Source organism: Streptomyces sp. NPDC058619, assembly GCF_042717785.1.
GTDB lineage: Bacteria > Actinomycetota > Actinomycetes > Streptomycetales > Streptomycetaceae > Streptomyces.
Genome location: NZ_JBHXQN010000002.1, coordinates 378,885 through 398,033, shown reverse-complemented (window position 1 = coordinate 398,033; position 19,149 = coordinate 378,885). Strand labels below are relative to the sequence as shown.

The 19,149-nt window shown below is 71.6% G+C and carries 17 protein-coding genes and 1 riboswitch; of the genes, 14 read left to right on the top strand and 3 right to left on the bottom strand.

The window, feature by feature from the left end:
- The first annotated feature begins 87 nt into the window (after positions 1–87).
- Positions 88–1,335: an Ig-like domain-containing protein gene (locus ACFWTC_RS03995; RefSeq protein ID WP_383922176.1), complete on the top strand. Its 1,248-nt coding sequence runs from the start codon at positions 88–90 to the stop codon at positions 1,333–1,335.
- Between the two features lie 123 nt (positions 1,336–1,458).
- On the opposite strand, the gene ACFWTC_RS03990 is transcribed toward ACFWTC_RS03995, so the two are convergent.
- Entirely contained in the window at positions 1,459–1,863 is a 405-nt protein-coding gene (locus ACFWTC_RS03990) for a hypothetical protein (protein ID WP_383922179.1), read from the bottom strand.
- A 225-nt stretch (positions 1,864–2,088) separates the two neighbouring features.
- On the opposite strand from ACFWTC_RS03990, the gene ACFWTC_RS03985 reads away from it, so the two are divergent.
- The 6 genes from ACFWTC_RS03985 to ACFWTC_RS03960 all read left to right on the top strand — a co-directional run bounded on the left by ACFWTC_RS03985 (position 2,089) and on the right by ACFWTC_RS03960 (position 9,371).
- Positions 2,089–2,709, top strand: a complete 621-nt coding sequence (locus tag ACFWTC_RS03985; protein ID WP_267720846.1) for a heme-copper oxidase subunit III — start codon at positions 2,089–2,091, stop codon at positions 2,707–2,709.
- A 76-nt stretch (positions 2,710–2,785) separates the two neighbouring features.
- Entirely contained in the window at positions 2,786–3,595 is an 810-nt protein-coding gene (locus ACFWTC_RS03980; protein ID WP_383922182.1) for a c-type cytochrome, read from the top strand.
- The gene (locus tag ACFWTC_RS03975; protein ID WP_383922185.1) at positions 3,592–4,650 is read left to right on the top strand and encodes a Rieske 2Fe-2S domain-containing protein; all 1,059 of its coding nucleotides are present in this window, start codon (positions 3,592–3,594) and stop codon (positions 4,648–4,650) included. The genes ACFWTC_RS03980 and ACFWTC_RS03975 overlap by 4 nt, the downstream gene beginning before the upstream one ends.
- Positions 4,647–6,302, top strand: a complete 1,656-nt coding sequence (locus ACFWTC_RS03970; RefSeq protein WP_383922188.1) for a cytochrome bc complex cytochrome b subunit — start codon at positions 4,647–4,649, stop codon at positions 6,300–6,302. Before ACFWTC_RS03975 ends, ACFWTC_RS03970 begins: the two co-directional genes overlap by 4 nt.
- A gap of 162 nt (positions 6,303–6,464) precedes the next feature.
- Entirely contained in the window at positions 6,465–7,529 is a 1,065-nt protein-coding gene (gene trpD / locus ACFWTC_RS03965) for an anthranilate phosphoribosyltransferase (RefSeq protein WP_383922191.1), read from the top strand.
- A 105-nt stretch (positions 7,530–7,634) separates the two neighbouring features.
- Positions 7,635–7,751: riboswitch (SAM riboswitch) on the top strand.
- Between the two features lie 216 nt (positions 7,752–7,967).
- Positions 7,968–9,371 carry an aminotransferase class V-fold PLP-dependent enzyme gene (locus ACFWTC_RS03960; RefSeq protein ID WP_384025745.1) on the top strand — a complete coding sequence of 468 codons (1,404 nt, stop codon included), beginning with the start codon at positions 7,968–7,970 and terminating at the stop codon, positions 9,369–9,371.
- A gap of 112 nt (positions 9,372–9,483) precedes the next feature.
- Here ACFWTC_RS03960 and ACFWTC_RS03955 read toward each other — a convergent pair whose 3' ends face one another.
- Positions 9,484–9,765 (bottom strand): Lrp/AsnC family transcriptional regulator, encoded by a 282-nt coding sequence (locus ACFWTC_RS03955; protein ID WP_267720853.1) that lies wholly within the window; start codon positions 9,763–9,765, stop codon positions 9,484–9,486.
- Positions 9,762–10,496 (bottom strand): rhomboid family intramembrane serine protease, encoded by a 735-nt coding sequence (locus ACFWTC_RS03950; RefSeq protein ID WP_383922197.1) that lies wholly within the window; start codon positions 10,494–10,496, stop codon positions 9,762–9,764. The genes ACFWTC_RS03955 and ACFWTC_RS03950 overlap by 4 nt, the downstream gene beginning before the upstream one ends.
- A gap of 124 nt (positions 10,497–10,620) precedes the next feature.
- Between ACFWTC_RS03950 and ACFWTC_RS03945 the strand changes: the two genes are divergently transcribed.
- From ACFWTC_RS03945 to ACFWTC_RS03915, 7 genes are all read left to right on the top strand, one after another.
- Positions 10,621–10,860 (top strand): hypothetical protein, encoded by a 240-nt coding sequence (locus ACFWTC_RS03945; protein ID WP_008738811.1) that lies wholly within the window; start codon positions 10,621–10,623, stop codon positions 10,858–10,860.
- A 40-nt stretch (positions 10,861–10,900) separates the two neighbouring features.
- Positions 10,901–12,265, top strand: coding sequence for an NYN domain-containing protein (locus ACFWTC_RS03940; protein WP_383922229.1), 1,365 nt, complete (start codon positions 10,901–10,903; stop codon positions 12,263–12,265).
- A gap of 252 nt (positions 12,266–12,517) precedes the next feature.
- Positions 12,518–13,543 (top strand): NlpC/P60 family protein, encoded by a 1,026-nt coding sequence (locus tag ACFWTC_RS03935; protein ID WP_383922200.1) that lies wholly within the window; start codon positions 12,518–12,520, stop codon positions 13,541–13,543.
- A 237-nt stretch (positions 13,544–13,780) separates the two neighbouring features.
- The gene (locus ACFWTC_RS03930; protein WP_383922202.1) at positions 13,781–14,833 is read left to right on the top strand and encodes an NlpC/P60 family protein; all 1,053 of its coding nucleotides are present in this window, start codon (positions 13,781–13,783) and stop codon (positions 14,831–14,833) included.
- 64 nt (positions 14,834–14,897) lie between these two features.
- Positions 14,898–16,049, top strand: coding sequence for a hypothetical protein (locus ACFWTC_RS03925; RefSeq protein ID WP_384025742.1), 1,152 nt, complete (start codon positions 14,898–14,900; stop codon positions 16,047–16,049).
- An 11-nt stretch (positions 16,050–16,060) separates the two neighbouring features.
- Positions 16,061–17,203 (top strand): glycosyltransferase family 4 protein, encoded by a 1,143-nt coding sequence (locus ACFWTC_RS03920; protein WP_384025739.1) that lies wholly within the window; start codon positions 16,061–16,063, stop codon positions 17,201–17,203.
- A gap of 321 nt (positions 17,204–17,524) precedes the next feature.
- A complete protein-coding gene (locus ACFWTC_RS03915) occupies positions 17,525–19,141 on the top strand; it encodes a GMC oxidoreductase (RefSeq protein ID WP_383922211.1) in 1,617 nt (538 codons plus the stop codon).
- The last annotated feature ends 8 nt before the right edge of the window (positions 19,142–19,149 follow it).

Below are 19,149 nucleotides of genomic sequence, written 5' to 3'. Positions count from 1 at the left end.
CCCGGACACCTCTTCGGAGGGGTCCGGGCCCCTCGTTTGCAGTCACCCCGCGCGCCGTAATTGTCATATCTTCATAGCGTTAGCTCCATGAACCACTCACCGCGTCTTTGGACGGTAGTCGGCTGCTCCCTGCTGGTCGCGTCCCTCGGGGCCGGGGCCACCGCGTGCGGGTCGGGCGGCGACGATCCGCTGTCCGCCCGCCCGTACGACGCGGGCGACCAGATCGCCTTCAACCAGGCCCCCGGCGGCCGCCCCGTGGACCCCGACAAGCCCCTCGAGGTCACCGCGAAGGGGGGTGAGGGGCGGATCACCGACGTGACGGTCGTGGACACCCACGGCCGCCGCCTGGCGGGCGAGCTGTCCGCCAAGGGGGACCGCTGGCACAACACCGTCCCGATGGCCGCCGGCGTCCGCTACACGGTCACCGTGAGCACCGAGAACGCCAAGGGCGCTCCGGGGCAGCGCACGGCCGCTTTCGAGACCACCCCGGCCAAAGGCGTCCTCAAGGTCGAATTCGGCCCGGAGGAGGGCAAGTACGGCGTCGGGCAGCCCCTCACGGCCGAACTCAGCGAACCCGTCAAGGACAAGGCCGCCCGCGCCGTCATCGAACGGGGCCTCGCCGTCGACGTCCCCTCCGGCGTCGAGGGCGCCTGGCACTGGGTCGACGACAAGAAGCTCCACTACCGGCCGAAGGAGTACTGGCCCGCCAACTCGACCGTCTCCGTACGGAGCAACCTGGAGGGCGTCAGGATCTCCGACCACCTCTACGGGGCCGCGGCCAAGCCGCTGAAGCTGGAGATCGGCGACCGGGTCGAGGTCACCACCGACGCCTCCTCGCACTACCTCACGTTCCGGCGCAACGGAGAAGTGATCAACAGCATTCCGGTGACCACCGGCAAGCCCGGCTTCTCCACCCGTAACGGGGTGAAGGTGGTGCTCGGCAAGCAGTACTTCGTCCAGATGCGCGGGGACACCGTCGGCATCGGCGGCAGCGAGTACTACAACCTGCCCGTCTACTACGCCACGCGCGTCACCTGGAGCGGTGAATACGTCCACGCCGCGCCGTGGTCCGTCGGGTCCCAGGGCTACGCGAACGTCAGCCACGGCTGCACCGGCATGAGCACCGGCAACGCCGCCTGGTTCTACGAGAACATCACCGAGGGCGACATCGTCAAGGTGATCAACAGCATCGGCGACGACATGGACATCTTCGGCAACGGCTTCGGCGACTGGAACATGGACTGGAAGGACTGGCGCCAGGGCAGCGCGCTCCTGAAGGACACCCAGGAGGGCCGCTCCCCGGTCGACCAGACCCGCCTGCGGCCGACGGTCTAGCTGTATTGCCCCCGGGGCCCCGGCCGGCTCACCCGCACGTGTGGACCCGGACCGAACAGGACCGGGGATTCCCACGGACGGGTGAGCCGCAGGGTGCCCGCAGCCTTGCCCGCAGGGGTGACGTCAGGCGGCGGACGAGGCCAGCCGGGCCCGCAGGAGGGCCGCCAGGGAGTCCGCGAACGCGACCGGGTCCACCGGAAGGGTCACCGCGGCGTCCGCGCGGCTCCAGGTGGCCAGCCAGGCGTCCTGGGGGCGCCCCATGAGCAGCAGCACCGGGGGACACCGGAAGATCTCGTCCTTGATCTGCCGGCACACGCCCATGCCCCCGGCCGGCACCGCCTCGCCGTCCAGCACGCACACGTCGATGCCGCCCGCGTCCAGCGCCGACAGGACCGCCGGAAGCGTCGCGCACTCCAGGAACTCGACCGGCGGCAGGTCCGAGGCCGGCCTGCGCCCCGCTGCCAGCCGCACCTGCTCCCGGGTGCCCGAGTCGTCGCTGTAGACCAGAACCCGCGCAGTCGCCCGCATTTCGTTCCTCCACGTGTCACGTGAATCACGTTGATGTTCATGGGGTATCCCCGGCGGAGCCAGGGGAACGGATGCTACTCCTCCCGATGCGCCGCCAACATCGGTTCGGACAGGCTCGCGAGCGGCGTCCGGAGGGTGATCTGATGGGCCGTTCGGGCCTTGCACACGCCCCGGACACTCCGAACGGCACCCCCCGGGGTGAGGGCGGGATAAGCGACCGACATAATGTCGGTCGTGGCGACAGCAACGACAGTAGATACCGGGCACGCGCACCCGACGGTCAACAGGCCGAACCTCGTCAGCGTCGGAACCATCATCTGGTTGAGTTCCGAGCTGATGTTCTTCGCGGCCCTCTTCGCGATGTACTTCACCCTGCGATCCGTGACAGGCACCGAGTACTGGACAGAGCAGGCTTCGGCCTTGAATCTGCCCTTCTCGGCGACGAACACGACGATCCTGGTGCTTTCCTCGCTCACCTGCCAGCTCGGCGTATTCGCCGCAGAGCGCGGTGACGTGAAGAAGCTCCGGACGTGGTTCATCATCACGTTCGTCATGGGTGCGATCTTCATTGGCGGCCAGGTGTTCGAGTACACCGAGCTGGTCATGCACGAGGGCATGAGCCTCTCGTCCGGTCCGTACGGCTCGGTCTTCTACCTGACCACCGGCTTCCACGGGCTGCACGTGACGGGCGGTCTCATCGCCTTCCTGCTGGTCCTCGGCCGGACGTACGCGGCCAAGAGGTTCACCCACGAACAGGCCACGTCGGCCATCGTCGTGTCCTACTACTGGCACTTCGTCGATGTCGTCTGGATCGGCCTCTTCGCCACGATCTACCTGATCAAGTAGCGAGTACGTCACCGGGCGCGACCCGGCACTCCATCCAGACACACCGACGCAGAAGATCCTGACACCGGGGTAATCCGTGAAAAAGCTCTCCGCACGACGACGCCATCCGCTGGCGGCGGTTGTCGTTCTACTCTTCGCGCTGGCGGCCACCGGGGGGCTGTACGCCGCCTTCGCCCCCGCGGGCAAGGCGCAGGCCGATGAAACCGCCCAGTCCCTCGCCATCGAGGAGGGCAAGAAGCTCTACGCCGTCGGCTGCGCAAGCTGCCACGGAACCGGCGGTCAGGGTTCCTCTGACGGCCCGAGCCTGGTCGGCGTCGGCTCCGCGGCCGTCGACTTCCAGGTGAGCACGGGCCGCATGCCCGCGCAGCAGCCCGGCGCCCAGGTGCCGAAGAAGCCCGCGATCTACTCCCAGGAGCAGATCGACCAGCTGGCCGCGTACATCGCGTCCCTCGGAGCCGGCCCGATCACGCCGACCGGCAAGCAGTACGACCCGGCGGGCGCCGACATCGCCAACGGTGGTGTGCTCTTCCGCAACAACTGCGCGCAGTGCCACAACTTCACCGGCGAGGGCGGCGCGCTGACGAACGGCAAGTACGCCCCGAACCTCGAGGACGTCTCGCCGAAGCACATCTACGAGGCCATGCTCACCGGCCCGCAGAACATGCCCTCCTTCCCGGACAGCACCATGCCGGAGAAGCAGAAGAAGGACATCATCGCGTACCTCCAGAACGTGAACGGTGACAAGTCGACGAACCCCGGTGGGCTCAAGCTCGGTGGCCTCGGCCCCGTCTCCGAGGGACTGTTCGGCTGGATCTTCGGTCTGGGTGCGCTGATCGCTGTCGCCGTCTGGGTCGCGGCCCACACCGCTAAGGCCAAGAAGTCATGAGTAGCCAAGAGATTCCCGAAAAGAAGCACCTGCCGAGCGAGCAGGGCGACGCGCACCACGGTGGCGTCGCGGTCGCGGACGACCCGTTCGCCGACCCGGGCCTTCCGGTCCACAAGCCCCGTATCCAGGACATCGACGAGCGGGCGGCGAGGCGCTCCGAGCGCACTGTCGCGTTCCTGTTCACGCTCTCGATGCTGGCCACGATCGGCTTCATCGCGGCCTACGTGATCTTCCCGGTAGACAAGATCGTCTACATCTTCCCCATCGGGAAGGTGAGCGCGCTCAACTTCTCGCTGGGCATGACGCTGGGCACGGCGCTCTTCTGCATCGGCGCGGGCGCGGTCCACTGGGCCCGCACCCTGATGTCCGACGTCGAGGTCGCCGCCGAGCGCCACGAGATCGCGGCTCCGCCGGAGGTCAAGGCGCAGGTCCTGCAGGACTTCGCCGACGGCGCCCGCGAGTCCGGCATCGGCCGCCGCCCGCTGATCCGCAACACGATGATCGGTGCGCTGGCCATGCTGCCGCTCTCCGCCGTCGTGATCATGCGCGACCTGGGGCCCCTGCCCGAGGACAAGCTGCGCAAGACCATCTGGGCCAAGGGCAAGCTGCTGATCAACGACAACACGGACGAGCCCCTGCGTCCGGAGGACGTCCTGGTCGGTTCGCTGACGTTCGCCCGGCCGGAAGGCCTGGACGAGCACGCGCACGACTTCCAGACGCAGATCGCCAAGGCCGCCCTGATGATCGTCCGCATCCAGCCGGACGACATCAAGGACAAGCAGGAACTGGAGTGGTCCCACGACGGGATCGTGGCCTACTCCAAGATCTGCACCCACGTCGGCTGCCCGATCAGCCTGTACGAGCAGCAGACGCACCACGTGCTCTGCCCGTGCCACCAGTCCACCTTCGACCTCTCCGACGGCGCCCGAGTCATCTTCGGCCCGGCCGGTCACGCGCTTCCGCAGCTGCGGATCGGCGTGAATGACGAAGGCTTCCTCGAAGCGCTCGGCGACTTCGAAGAGCCCGTCGGTCCTGCCTTCTGGGAGCGCGGATGAGCACTGCCACTACGAATTCATCACCCGCGGGCGCGGCGGGCAAGCCGGGGCGCAAGGCCCCGGCCGGCGAGCGCGTAGCCGACTGGGCGGACGGCCGCCTGGGGATCTACGGCCTCGCCAAGGCCAACATGCGCAAGATCTTCCCGGACCACTGGTCCTTCATGCTGGGTGAGATCTGCCTCTACAGCTTCATCATCATCATCCTCACGGGTGTGTACCTGACGCTGTTCTTCCACCCGAGCATGAACGAAGTCGAGTACCACGGCTCGTACGTGCCGATGCAGGGCGTCCTGATGTCCGAGGCCTTCGCCTCGACGCTGGACATCAGCTTCGACGTCCGCGGCGGCCTGCTGATCCGCCAGATCCACCACTGGGCCGCGCTGATCTTCGTCGCGGCGATGCTCGTGCACATGATGCGCGTGTTCTTCACGGGCGCGTTCCGCAAGCCGCGCGAGGTCAACTGGGTCTTCGGCTTCCTGCTGCTGGTCCTCGGCATGTTCACCGGATTCACCGGTTACTCGCTGCCGGACGACCTGCTGTCGGGTACCGGTGTCCGCTTCATGCAGGGCGCCATCCTGTCCGTCCCGGTCGTCGGCACGTACCTGTCGATGTTCCTGTTCGGCGGGGAGTTCCCGGGCGGCGACTTCGTCGCGCGGTTCTACTCGGTGCACATCCTGCTGCTGCCCGGCATCATGATGGGCCTGCTGGTGGCCCACCTGATCCTGGTCTTCTACCACAAGCACACCCAGTTCGCGGGCCCCGGCAAGACGAACAACAACGTCGTCGGCATGCCGCTGCTGCCCGTCTACATGGCGAAGGCCGGAGGCTTCTTCTTCCTGGTCTTCGGTGTGATCGCGGCCATCTCGGGCATCGCGTCGATCAACCCGATCTGGGCGCTCGGCCCGTACCGCCCGGACCACGTGTCCACCGGTGCGCAGCCCGACTGGTACATGGGCTTCTCCGAGGGCCTGATCCGTGCCATGCCGGGCTGGGAGGTCAACCTGTGGGGCCACACGCTCGTCCTGGGCGTCTTCATCCCACTGGTGATCTTCCCGCTGGTGCTGGCCGCGATCGCGGTGTACCCGTTCATCGAGTCCTGGGTCACCAAGGACGACCGCGAGCACCACATCCTGGACCGTCCGCGCAACGTCCCGACCCGTACGGCCTTCGGTGTCGCCTGGCTCACGTGGTACGTGATCCTGCTCATCGCCGGTGGAAACGACATGTTCGCGCAGTACTTCCACCTGTCGATCAACTCGATCACCTGGTTCGCGCGGATCGGCTTCTTCGTCGGCCCCGTCATCGCCTTCGTGATCACCAAGCGCATCTGCCTCGGCCTCCAGCGCCGGGACCGCGACAAGGTGCTGCACGGTCGCGAGACCGGCATCATCAAGCGGCTCCCGCACGGTGAGTTCGTCGAGATCCACGAGCCGCTCTCGCAGGGTCAGCTGCACAAGCTCACCTCGCACACGCAGTACAAGCCGGCCGAGATCGGCCCGACGGTCGACGAGAACGGTGTCGAGCGCAAGGTGGGTGCCCTGGAGAAGCTGCGCGTCAAGCTCAGCAAGGGGTACTACGCCGAGGACAGCCAGATTCCGAAGCCCACGGTGGAGGAGTACAAGGAGATCCAGAGCGGCCACGGCCACCACTGATCCTCCGTACCACGTTGTGAGGGACTGATTTCGGTCAGTCCTGGTGTCGCCACGGTGAGAGCCCCGTCCATTGTCCGGACGGGGCTCTTTGCCGTAACCGGGGCTGGATAGGCTGGAGCCCTTCCGATCGACGTGGAATCCCACCAGCAGCAGGAGCGGACCATGAACGTGGTGACCCCGGCAGGCGGCGACAGCGCGGCGGCCCGTGGCTGGCCGGGCGTTCTCGACGCCCTGCTGACCGGCCAGGACCTGCGCGCCGACGACACCGCCTGGGCCATGGACCGGATCATGCGCGGCGAGGCCACCGACGCCCAGATCGCCGGCTTCGCCGTCGCGCTGCGGGCCAAGGGCGAGACGGTCGCCGAGATCACCGGCCTCGTCCGGACCATGTACGAGCACGCCAACCTGATCGAGGTGCCGGGCCGGACGGTCGACATCGTCGGCACCGGCGGCGACGGCGCCAGGACGGTGAACATCTCGACGATGTCGGCGATCGTGGTGGCCGGAACGGGCGCCAAGGTGGTCAAGCACGGCAACCGGGCCGCGTCCTCCGCGAGCGGGTCCTCGGACGTCCTGGAGAAGCTCGGCGTCAACCTCGACCTCACCCCGGCGCGGGTGGCGGAGGTCGCGGAGGAGGCGGGCATCACCTTCTGCTTCGCGGTGAAGTTCCACCCGGCGCTGCGGCACGTGGCGGCCGCCCGCAAGGAACTGGGCATCCGCACCACCTTCAACTTCCTCGGCCCGCTGACCAACCCGGCGAAGGTACGGGCCCAGGCCACAGGCGTGGCCGACGCCCGGATGGCCCCCATCGTCGCCGGCGTCCTCGCGGAACGCGGCTCGTCCGCCCTGGTCTTCCGCGGCGACGACGGCCTCGACGAGCTGACCACCACCGCGACCTCGCGCGTCTGGTGGGTCCGTGACGGGAAGGTCGCCGAGCAGGCGTTCGACCCGCGCGACGTGGGCATCGGCCTGGTGGACGTGTCCGCGCTGCGCGGCGAGGACGCCTCGTACAACGCTGACGTCGCCCGCCGGCTGCTGGCCGGTGAGACGGGTCCGGTGCGCGACGCGGTCCTGCTGAACGCGGCGGCCGCCCTGGTGGCCCTCGACCCCGGTACGGGAACGCTTGAGGAGCAGATCCGGGCCGGCATCGCCCGTGCGGCGCAGGGCGTCGACTCGGGCGCGGCCCGGGGGGCCCTGGAGCGCTGGGTGGCGGCGAGCAACGCGTAGCGGCCGGGAACGCCCCGCCGGGCTGATCGTTTCGAGCCAAGACCCCGGTCCAGCATGCGGACCGGGGTCTTGCGCGCAGGGGATCATGTGGCAGGATGCTGACCAGGTCACGAGTGACAGCGTTTAGGCCCCGGCTTGCTGTCCGGCAACCCTCCTTCCGTGGCGGGGTGCCCCGGGTGATGACCAGGCCGTAGGCAGCGAGGTCTACGGCAAGCGCGGATCCCTCGACACCAGGGGTCCTGGTCTCTCGAGGAGCGTTTTCCGTGAGCAAGCGAATGCGATAGGGCGAATCCGCCCCCTCTTCACCCCTCGGAACAGGGTCACCTCCGCGTACCCGGTTCGCTGCGAGGACCTTCCCGTACCCCGGACGGCCGCAGAGCCGTACCCGCGTACGGGCACACCGAAGCCATTCACCCCTGCCTGCCGGGAGATACCGCCATGTCCGCATCCCTGAACGCCGCTGCCGCCACCACCGTTGCCGTTGCCGTCGACCCCGCCTGTGCCGAGCCGCTGCAGGTCCTCGGCCGGGACGTCACCGTCCCGCTCGTCACCGGCGGCGAGGTCACCTACGCGGCCCTCGACTACGCGGCCAGCGCCCCGGCCCTCCAGCGGGTCTGGGACGACGTGGCGGCGTACGCCCCCTACTACGGCAGCGTGCACCGCGGCGCCGGCTACCTCTCCCAGCTCTCCACCGACCTGTTCGAGCAGAGCCGGGTCACCGTCGCCGGGTTCCTCGACTGCCGCCCCTCCGACCAGGTGATCTTCACCCGGTCCACCACCGACTCCCTGAACCTGCTGGCCGCCGCGCTCCCGGCCGACTGCCAGGTCTTCGTCTTCGAGACCGAGCACCACGCCTCGCTGCTCCCGTGGACGAACGCCCGCGTCACCTACCTCAACGCCCCCCGCACCCCCGGCGAGGCCGTCGCCACCCTGGAGCGGGCGCTCGCCGGCCGCACCGCGTCCGTCGAAGAGGGCTACGGTCCGGCCCTGGTCTGCGTCACCGGCGCCTCCAACGTCACCGGCGAGCTGTGGCCGGTCAAGGAGCTCGCCGCCGCCGCGCACGCCCACGGCGCGCGGATCGTCCTGGACGCCGCCCAACTGGCCCCGCACCACCCCGTGTCCGTCCAGGAGCTGGACGTGGACTGGGTCGCCTTCTCCGGGCACAAGCTGTACGCGCCCTTCGGCTCGGGCGTGCTCGCCGGCCGCGCGGACTGGCTGCAGGAGGCGGACCCGTACCTCGCCGGCGGCGGCGCCTCCCGCAAGGTGGCCCGCCGGGAGGACGGCGGCGTGGACGTCGAGTGGCACACCACCGCCGCCCGTCACGAGGCCGGTTCCCCGAACGTCATCGGCGTCTACTCCATCGCCTCCGCCTGCAAGGCCCTGACGGAGGCCGGCTTCGACAGCCTGGTCGCCCGCGAGCGCCACCTCATCGCGAAGGTCCGCGAGGGCCTGGCCGAGGTGCCCGCGGTGCGCGTCCTGTCCCTCTTCGGCGACGACGCCCCGCGCGTCGGCGTCATCTCCTTCGTGGTCGACGGCTGGAACAGCTCGCACTTCGCCGCCGCACTGTCGGCCGAGTACGGGATCGGCGTGCGCGACGGCCTGTTCTGCGCCCACCCGCTGGTCCGCACCCTGCTGGGCAGCGAGCCGCAGGAGCCGGGCGAGTGCGGTGCGCCGGAGGCCGCTCCGGGGGAGCGCTCGCTGAACGCCATCCGCGTCAGCTTCGGCGCCGGCACCCCCGACGAGCACGTCGAGCGCTTCGTACGGGCGGTGCGGGAACTGGTCGCGGACGGCGCCAAGTGGCGGTACCGCACGGAAGAGGGCCGCTGCGTCCCGGCGGTCTGACCACCCGGCGGGGGCCGTGGAGGCGCCGCGTGCGCCGGGCCGGAGCGACCGGAGCCGCGCGCCGGAGCCGCGCGCCGGAGCCGCGCGGCCCCCGTGAACCGCGCCGCAGGCGTCAGGCGTCCAGGCCGATGGCGAAGGCGGCTTCCAGGTCGTGCTGGGAGTACGTGCGGAACGCGACGTGAGTGTCCGTTCCCTCGACGCCCGGGATCTTGCTGATGCGGCCCGGGATGATGTCCGCCAGGTTCTCGTGGCGGGCCACGCGGACCAGTGCGATCAGGTCGTACGTACCGGTGACGGAGTAGACCTCGCTGACGCTGTCCAGCGCGGCGATGGACTCGGCGATCTCGGGGATGCGGTCCACGCTGGTCTTGATGAGCACGATCGCGGTGATCACGGCTGGCTGTCTCCCTCGGTGGCCGTCGCTGGTCGCCTCACTCTAGTCGCACCCCGGTAGCGGACCCACGCGCAGAGGAAGCCGAGCGAGAAGCCCACCAGGTGGGCCAGGTAGGCGACCCCGGGGCCGCTGCCCGCGCGGTGCGCCGCCACCCACTGGAGGGCGAACCAGAACAGCAGCACGATCCAGGCGGGGAAGCGCAGCGGCAGGAAGAACAGGAACGGGAACAGGCTCGTCACCCTGGCGCGCGGGAGCAGGTAGAGGAAGGCGCCCAGGACCGCGGAGATGGCGCCGGACGCGCCGACCAGGGTCTGGGAGGACTCCGCGTTCGCCGCCGCGTACGCCGCCAGGGCCACGTACCCCGTACAGACGTAGAAGGCGAGGAAGGTGAGTCGGCCCATCCGCTCCTCCGCCATCGCGCCGAAGACGTAGAGGAAGAGCATGTTCCCCAGCAGGTGCAGCCAGCTGCCGTGGACGAACAGCGCGGTCAGCGGGGTCAGCCAGGCGCGGGGCGTGCTCGTGAAGAGCTCGTCCGGGACCACGCCCCAGCGGCGGAAGTAGTCCGTCCCGGCCGCCAGCAGCCCGTCGCCCGTCCCGTAGGAGGGGTTCAGCCCGGAGGCCGGGCTCAGTACGAACACCACACCGCAGCCCGCGATCAGCGCGTGGGTGACCACCGGTCCCCGGGCAGCCTCGCGCAGGGTCCGCCACCTTACGATCATGTGCCAGAGCATGACGCAAGGAGCCCCACCTGAGGCGGTGGCAGGCCGTAGGGTTACGAGCTGCGGTCCGGCGGCCCGCGCAGACGGCCGCGCGGACCGCTTTAATTGAAACAGCTACGAAGGAGAGAGCGGCCTGATGACGGTTCCCCTGCCGACCGACACCACCCGGTGGCGCTGCACCCTGTGCGGCAACCTCACGCGGTTCGACGTCACCCGCTCGTCGAAGGTCGTGGAGTACGTCCACCTGGACCTCGCCGGGGAGCCCAAGGTCGAGGAGCGGGAGGTGGTCAATGAGACCATCGAGTCGGTCCGCTGCCGCTGGTGCAACGCGGTGGACCAGATCGAGCTCGTGGACAGGCCGGGCGCGGACTCCTGACGGAGCCCCGCCCACAGGTAGATCACGGTAGGGGTGACGGATTGTGGAGCCAGCAAGCGGCGCTGAGCCGGCCGACGCGGCCGGCGACGCCGCCGAGGTGCTCGACCGCCCGCTGCCGGAAGGCGTGCGGCGCCGGGTCGTCGCGCTCGTCTCGGACGCCTTCGGCGGACTGACGGTCGCGGACCTCCCGGCGCAGCTGCGCCAGTACGCCCGCTTCACCCCGACCCGGCGCGCCAAGTTCGCGGGCACCGCCATGGCGGCCGCGGTCGAGACCGACGGCGTGTTCCGCGGCAGGGTCGCCGAGAAGCTGCGCGAGGCCCAGGCGGACCTGGCCGGGGCGCTGGAGTCCGGCGCCCCGCCCGCCGCCGCCGATCCGCTCGACGTGGCGGCGGCCGCCTACGTCCTGCGCCCGGCCGGCTGGGTCAAGCTGGTGGCCGCCGCGGGCGAGGAGGCGCACCGCGCCGACGCCGAGCGGGCCGACGAGGAGACCCGGCGCGAACTGGACCGGCTCCGCGAGGAGCTGTCCCACGTACGGGAGCTGCAGCGCTCGGGCGGCGAGCAGGTGCGCACCGAGCTGGAGGCCTCGCGCAAGGAAGCGGAATCGCTTCACCGCAAGCTGCGCAGTGCCCTGAGCGACGTCAAGCGCGGCGAGGCGGCCCTGCGCAAGGTGAACGCGGAGGTCGACGGGATCCGCGGCGAGGCCGCCACCCGGGTGGCCGCCGCCGAGAGCGAGACCCGGCGCCTCAAGTCCCGTCTGGCGGAGGTGGAGACGGCGCTGGAGACCTCGCGCCGGGCCACCCGCGAGGGGCGCAGCATCGAGGACATGCGGCTGCGGCTGCTGCTGGACACCGTGCTGGACGCGGCGGCCGGGCTGCGCCGCGAGCTGGCGCTGCCGCCGGTCAGCACCCGGCCGGCGGACACCGTGGACGCGGTGGAGCCGGGCCGGATGACGCCGAAGGACATCGCGGCGCGCGCACTCTCGGAGACCGATCCGGCGCTGCTGGACCAGCTGTTGGCGCTGCCCCAGGCGCATCTGGTGGTCGACGGCTACAACGTGACCAAGACGGGCTACCCGACGATGCCGCTGGAGAAGCAGCGGCTGCGGCTGCTGGGCGGGCTGTCGATGCTCGCCGCGCAGACCGGCGCGGAGATGACCTGCGTGTTCGACGGGGCGGAACTGGCGGCCCCGGTGCTGCTCGCACCGCCGCGCGGGGTGCGGGTGCTGTTCTCCAAGGCCGGGGTGACGGCGGACGAGCTGATCCGCCAGCTGGTGCGGGCGGAGCCGACGGGCCGGCCGGTCGTGGTGGTCTCCACGGACCGGGAGGTCGCCGACGGGGTGGCCAAGGCCGGGGCGCGGCCCGTGACGTCCGCCTTGTTGCTGAAGCGGCTTTCGCGCGTTTCGTAACCCCTGGGTTGAATGCCGGAATTGATGGAGGGCCGGGAGAACGTACCGTCAAGTCCTCGGCACACAGCGTGCGCTGTAGGTAAAGAAGCTGGTCGGGGACCAAGTTTTTTCTCTGCGGGATTTGAACTGATCACAGCGAGGTCACTATGGTCTGTTCAAACCTTCGTGCGGTAGGTCACTCATCCGGGGTGACGGCGGAGGCGCTGCCGAGTTGCGTCCTTCGGCGGCTCGAGGAAGAAGGAGCTCGCCTTCGTGGCGTCCCACCGTCGACCCAAGCAGCCGACCCGCGCTCGCGTGACCGTACTGACCGCCACGGCCGCCGCCGCCGTCGCCCTCTCCGCCCAGGGCGCCTCGGCCGCCCCGGCGAAGCCGGGCAAGGACGAGGTCAAGTCCCAGGTCGACGCGCTCTACGAAGAGGCGGAGCAGGCCACCGAGAAGTTCAACGGGGCCAAGGAACGCCAGGAGAAGCTCGAAAAGGAGATCGGGCAGCTCCAGGACCAGGTCGCGCGTGGACAGGGCGACCTCAACGAGCTGCGCAGCACGCTCGGTTCGATGGCCAGCGCCCAGTACCGGGGCGGCGGCATCGACCCCTCCCTCGCGCTCTTCCTCTCCGCCGACCCGGACAGCTATCTCGACAAGGCGGCCTCCCTCGACCACCTGAGCGGCAAGCAGGTCGAAGCCGTCCAGAAGATCCAGGCCAAGCAGCGCAGCCTCGCGCAGCAGCGCCAGGAGGCCTCCGGCAAGCTGGCCGACCTCGACGCGACCCGCAAGGAGCTCGGCGAGAAGAAGAAGGTCTCGACGGACAAGCTCGCCGAGGCGCAGGCCCTCCTGAACACGCTGACGGCGCAGGAGCGCACGCAGCTCAAGGAGGAGGAGACCAAGGCCAGCCGCAGCGCCGGCGAGCGCGTGGACCTCGGCGACGTGAAGCCCTCCGGCCGGGCCGGCGCCGCTCTCGCCGCCGCGAGGACCAAGCTGGGCACCGCGTACGTCATGGGCGCCACCGGCCCCAGCGCGTACGACTGCTCCGGGTTGACGCAGTGGGCCTACAAGCAGGCCGGCGTCAGCATCAGCCGCACCACGTACACGCAGGCCAACGACGGCAAGCGCGTCAGCCGCAGCGAGCTCCAGCCCGGTGACCTGGTCTTCTTCTACGGAGATCTGCACCACGTGGGCCTCTACGCGGGCAACAACATGACGCTGCACGCCTCCAACCCGCGCGGCGGCATCAAGTACGAGTCGATGGACAACATGCCGTTCCAGTTCGGCGTCCGCGTCTGACCCTCCCGGCCGGGGACGCGCCGCGGACCGCCCATCCGGGCGAATTCAGAGGTCGCCCCCCGACCGCACGCCCCGCCGGTGACCTGCGTCTCCTGCGGGGCGTCGCCATGTGCGCCCTCCGGAGGTCGTTGGCCGGTGCGTGGTCGCGCCGCTACTGTCTGCCAGCGCGGAACCCGGTACACGGCCGTCCACGGGGGGCGGACCCGGGTCCCGCTCAGCGGAAGGGAGCGGTTTCACGTGGCGTCCCATCGCCGGCCCGGCCCCAGCGGCCTCACCGGCCTCGAACGGAACACGAAGGTCACCGTCCTGACCGCCGTCGCGGCGACGGCCGCGGTCGCCCTGGCCGGAGCCCCCGCCGGCGCGGCCCCCGGCCTCCCGCACGAACCCCCGGCCGGCAGCCGCGCCCAGGTCGACCGGCTCTTCGAGGAGGCCGAGCAGGCCACCGAGCGCTTCAACGAGGCCGGGGAGAAGGCCGGCCGGCTGCGCTCCGAGGTCAACCGGGCCCAGGACGCGATCGCCCGCGGCCAGGACCGCATCAACACCATGCGGGGCGTCCTAGGCGCCTTCGCCGGGGCCCAGTACCGCGGCGGCTCCATCGACCCCGCCCTCGCGCTGATGCTCTCCGAGGACCCCGATGACTACCTCGCCCGCGCCGCCGTACTGGACCGGCTGACCGGACGTCAGGCCCGCCAGCTCGACGAACTCCGCGAGGAACAGCGGCGGCTCGGCCAGGAACGCCGGGAGGCCTCGCGCAAGCTCGGCGAGCTCGAAGGGCTGCGGGCCGACGTGGCCCGGCACAAGCGGTCCGTCACGGCGAAGCTCGCGGCCGCCCGGAGGCTGCTCAACGCCATGCCCTCCGGGGAGCGGGCCGACTTCGAGCGCGCCTCGCGCTCCGGCGGGCGCGCCGAGGGCCTGCCCGACCCGTCCTCGGCCGGCCCCTCCTCGGGCCGCGCCGCGACCGCCGTGATGGCGGCCCGGGCGGCGGTCGGCCGGCCGTACGTGTGGGGCTCCACCGGCCCCTCCGGCTTCGACTGCTCCGGGCTGATGGTGTGGTCGTACCGGCAGGCCGGGGTCTCCCTGCCGCGCACCTCGCAGGCCCAGCGGCACGCCGGCCGGCAGGTGCCGCTGTCGCAGGCGCAGCCGGGCGACCTGGTGACGTACCGCTCCGACGCCAGCCACGTCGGCATGTACGTGGGCAACGGCCAGGTGGTGCACGCCCCGTATCCCGGGGCCCGCGTGCGCTACGACCCGGTCGGCATGATGCCGGTGTCCTCGGTGACCCGCCCCTGACCGACGCCGGGCGGCCCGTGCGGGCGGTCCGTGCGTGCGAGCGGTCCGTGCGTACGATCGGCTGGTGTCCCCGGGTCCCCGCGCCGTCCGTGTGCTGCCGCTCCTGCTGTGCCTCCTGCTGTGCCTGTCGCCGGTGGCCGGGTGCGGTGGGCGGCCCCCGGCCGGCGGCGCCGAGCGGGACGTCCGGCGGGCCGTGGCCGACTGGTCGCGGGTGCCGCCGGAGCGGCTGGCCGGGATCCCGCTGGAGGGCTGGGCGTACGAGGTCCGCTCGGTGCGGCTGGACGGCGCACGGGCCCTGGTGCGGGCGGAGCTGCGCTACCGGATCTCCGGCTACGACCCGGCTCCGGACGGCTCCGCCCGTGAACTCGAACTCGCCGGGGACGGCGCGACCTGGCGGGTGCTGGCCGACCGGCCCGCCCCCGGCGCGCCGCGGCAGCTGTGGGACCAGGGGCCGGTGTCGGTGGTCCGGGGCGCGCACGCCCTGGTCCTGGGCGGCGCCGGGCAGGACGCGGACGTCCTGCGGGGGATCGCCGCCGAGGCCGACCGGGCCGTGCCCGCGGCGGGCGCGGCCTGGCCCCGGCCGTGGGCGGGGCGGGTGGTGGTGCTGGTCCCCGGCTCGCTGGAGCGGATGGCGGAGCTGCTGGGCCGGCCGGCCGACGCGTACCGCGGGCTCGGCGCCGTCACCACCGGGCGGGTGGGCGGGGGACCATCCCCCGCCGACCGGGTGGTGGTCAACCCGGAGGGGTACGCGGAGCTGAGCGCGGCCGGCCGGCGGATCGTGCTGACCCACGAGGTCACGCACGTCGCCACCCGGGCGGCGACCTCGGCCACGACCCCGCTGTGGCTCTCGGAGGGCTTCGCGGACTGGGCGGCGTACCGGGGCGGCGGCACCACCCCGGAGCAGGGCGCTCCGGCGCTGGCCCGGGAGGTGCGGCGGGGCGGGCCGCCGGGGGAGCTCCCGCCGGACGGGGCCTTCGCCTTCGGCGGCGAAGCGGAGGCGGTGGCCCGCGCGTACGAGGGCGCCTGGCTGGCCTGCCGCCTGATCGCCGGGCGGTGGGGCGACGCGGCGCTGGTCGCCCTGTACGAGCGGGCGGGGCGCGAGCCGCTGGGGACGGCCCTGCGGGAGGTGCTCGGAACGGATCCCGAAGGGCTGCTGAAGGCCTGGCGGGAGGCCCTGGACAACGAGCTCCGCCGCCCCCCGGGGAGGGTCCGGTAGGGTCGCTGGCGATGCACAAGACGCTGATCGTCACCAACGACTTCCCGCCGCGCCCGGGCGGCATCCAGGCCTTCCTGCACAACATGGCGCTGCGGCTGGATCCCGACCGGATCGTCGTCTACGCCTCGACCTGGAAGCACGGTGCGCAGGGTCGCGAGGCCACGGCCGCCTTCGACGCCGAGCAGCCCTTCCAGATGGTCCGGGACCGGACGACGATGCTGCTGCCGACCCCAGGCGTGACGCGGCGGGCCGTGGGCCTGCTGCGCGAACACGGCTGCGAGTCCGTGTGGTTCGGGGCGGCGGCGCCGCTCGGGCTGATGGGCCCGGCGCTGCGCCGGGCGGGCGCGCGGAGACTGGTCGCGACCACCCACGGGCACGAGGCGGGCTGGGCCCAGCTGCCGGCGGCGCGGCAGTTGCTGCGGCGGATCGGCGAGGGCACGGACACGCTGACCTACCTGGGGGAGTACACGCGTTCGCGGATCGCCTCGGCGGTGACGGACCGGGCGGCGTCCCGGATGGTGCAACTCCCGCCGGGGGTCGACGAGAAGACCTTCCACCCGGGCTCGGGCGGCGCGGCCGTCCGGGCCCGGCTCGGGCTGTCGGACCGGCCGGTGGTGGTGTGCGTGTCCCGGCTGGTGCCGCGCAAGGGGCAGGACACGCTGATCGAGGCGATGCCGCGGATCCTCGCGGCGGTGCCGGACGCGGTGCTGCTGATCGTGGGCGGCGGACCGTACGAGGCCGACCTGCGGAAGCTGGCCGCCTCCACCGGCGTCGCGGACTCGGTGGTCTTCACCGGGGCCGTCCCCTGGTCGGAGCTCCCGGCCCACTACGGGGCGGGGGACGTCTTCGCGATGCCGTGCCGCACCCGGCGGGGCGGGCTGGACGTGGAGGGGCTCGGCATCGTCTACCTGGAGGCCTCGGCGACGGGCCTGCCGGTGGTCGCGGGCGACTCCGGCGGGGCGCCGGACGCGGTGCTGGACGGCGAGACCGGCTGGGTGGTCCGGGGCGGCTCCGCCGAGGACTCGGCGGACCGGATCACGGCCCTGCTGCTGGATCCGGAGCTGCGGAGCCGGATGGGCGCCGCGGGCCGGGCCTGGGTCGAGGAGAAGTGGCGCTGGGACCTGCTGGCGGACCGGCTGCGGGAGCTGCTGTAGCGCTGCCGTTGCGCTGCCGCTGGGTCTGGCGGGTTTGGCGGGCGTCGGTCGGGCGGTCGCGTCCGCGGCGCCGCTGCGGGGGCTCCGCCCCCGGACCCCCACGCCTCAAACGCCGGCGGGGCTGGATCGGCCCGGGCTCCCACGCCTCAAACGCCGGCGGGGCTGGAGTTGCCCCGGGCTCCCGCGGCTCGCGCGCCGACGGGGCTGGAGTCGCCCCGGGCGCCGCGTGGTGCTGCCGGGCGGAGACGCGTCTGACTGTCTCTCAGATGGGTGGCGGCGCCGTGTATGGCCGGGCGGCCGCAATCCGCTCATGATGCGGCCATGACACCCAATCTGACGCGCCGTCACATCCTCGGACTCGGCGCCCTCCAGACCGCCGCAGCACTCGGCTTCACCCGGATCGGGGCCGCCTCCGCCACCGCCGTGGAGCCGGCCGCCGTACCGTACGCACCGGCCATCGTCGTCGGTTCCGGTTACGGCGCCGCCGTCGCCGCCCTGCGCCTGGGGCAGGCGGGCGTGCGTACCGTCGTCCTCGAAATGGGCCGCCTCTGGGACACCTCGGGGCCCGACGGCAAGGTCTTCCCCTCCACCTCCGCGCCGGACCACCGCTCCATGTGGTTCCGCACCCGCACCGAGGCCCCGCTCGCCCAGTTCCTCTGGCTCGACGTGGTCAACCGCGACATCAGCCCCTACCCCGGCGTCCTCGACCGCGTGAACTACGGCGACATGTCCGTGTACGTGGGGCGCGGGGTCGGCGGCGGATCCCTCGTCAACGGCGGGATGGCGCCGACGCCCCGCCGCTCGTACTTCTCGCAGGTGCTGCCACGGGTCGACGCCGACGAGATGTACGGCACGTACTACCCCCGGGCCCGCGCGATGCTCGGCGTCAACGACATCGACCCGGCCTGGTTCGAGTCCACCGAGTGGTACCGGTTCGCCCGGACCTCCCGCCGGCACGCCCACAACACCGGCCTGAAGACCGTGTTCGTCCCCAACGTCTACGACTTCGAGCACATGAAGCGCGAGGCGGCCGGTACCGCGCCCCGGTCCGCGCTCGCCGGGGAGGTCATCTACGGCAACAACCACGGGAAGAAGAGCGTCGACAAGACGTACCTCGCCGCCGCGCTGGGCACCGGCAACGTCACCATCGAGACCATGCAGCGCGTGGTCGCCGTACGCCCCGACCCGGCCGGCGGCTACGTCCTCACCGTCCGCACCAGCGACCTCGCCGGACGGGTCACCCAGGTCCGGGAGCTCGGCTGCCGGCAGTTGTTCCTCGGCGCCGGCAGCCTCGGCACCACGGAGATCCTGCTGCGCGCCCGCGAGACGGGGGCGCTGCCCGGGCTGGGCGCCGAGGTCGGGCGAGGCTGGGGACCCAACGGCAACGTCATGACCGCCCGCGCCAACCACCTGTGGGACACGGTCGGAGCCAACCAGGCCACCATGCCCGCCCTGGGCATCGACGACTGGGACAACGCCGCGAATCCGGTCTTCGCCGAGATCGCCCCGCTCCCCATGGGCTTCGAGCACTGGATCTCGATGTACCTGGCCATCACCAGGAACCCGGAGCGCGGCCACTTCACCTACGACGCCGCCACCGACTCGGCCCGGCTCGCCTGGCGGCGCGAGCAGAACGCGCCCTCGGTCAACGCGGCCAAGAACCTCTTCGACCGCATCAACCGGCGCAACTTCACCGTGTACCGGCACGACCTCTTCGGGGGGAACAAGGCCTTCGCCGACACCTTCACCTACCACCCGCTGGGCGGCTGCGTCCTCGGCGAGGCGACCGACGACTACGGCCGCGCCAAGGGTCACCGGGGGCTGTACGTCGTCGACAGCTCCCTGATCCCCGGCTCGCTCGGGGTCAACCCCTTCGTGACCGTCACCGCGCTCGCGGAGCGGAACATGGCGCGGATCCTCGCCGAGGACCCGCGCTAGCGAGGAGG

Bases quoted from the DNA above. Each gene is read 5' to 3' on its own strand.
- trpD (WP_383922191.1), top strand. From the start codon at position 6,465: ATGAACGTGGTGACCCCGGCAGGCGGCGACAGCGCGGCGGCCCGTGGC.
- ACFWTC_RS03995 (WP_383922176.1), top strand. From the start codon at position 88: ATGAACCACTCACCGCGTCTTTGGACGGTAGTCGGCTGCTCCCTGCTG.
- ACFWTC_RS03970 (WP_383922188.1), top strand. From the start codon at position 4,647: ATGAGCACTGCCACTACGAATTCATCACCCGCGGGCGCGGCGGGCAAG.
- ACFWTC_RS03985 (WP_267720846.1), top strand. From the start codon at position 2,089: ATGTCGGTCGTGGCGACAGCAACGACAGTAGATACCGGGCACGCGCAC.
- ACFWTC_RS03990 (WP_383922179.1), bottom strand. From the start codon at position 1,863: ATGCGGGCGACTGCGCGGGTTCTGGTCTACAGCGACGACTCGGGCACC.
- ACFWTC_RS03920 (WP_384025739.1), top strand. From the start codon at position 16,061: ATGCACAAGACGCTGATCGTCACCAACGACTTCCCGCCGCGCCCGGGC.
- ACFWTC_RS03945 (WP_008738811.1), top strand. From the start codon at position 10,621: ATGACGGTTCCCCTGCCGACCGACACCACCCGGTGGCGCTGCACCCTG.
- ACFWTC_RS03960 (WP_384025745.1), top strand. From the start codon at position 7,968: ATGTCCGCATCCCTGAACGCCGCTGCCGCCACCACCGTTGCCGTTGCC.
- ACFWTC_RS03950 (WP_383922197.1), bottom strand. From the start codon at position 10,496: ATGCTCTGGCACATGATCGTAAGGTGGCGGACCCTGCGCGAGGCTGCC.
- ACFWTC_RS03975 (WP_383922185.1), top strand. From the start codon at position 3,592: ATGAGTAGCCAAGAGATTCCCGAAAAGAAGCACCTGCCGAGCGAGCAG.
- ACFWTC_RS03915 (WP_383922211.1), top strand. From the start codon at position 17,525: ATGACACCCAATCTGACGCGCCGTCACATCCTCGGACTCGGCGCCCTC.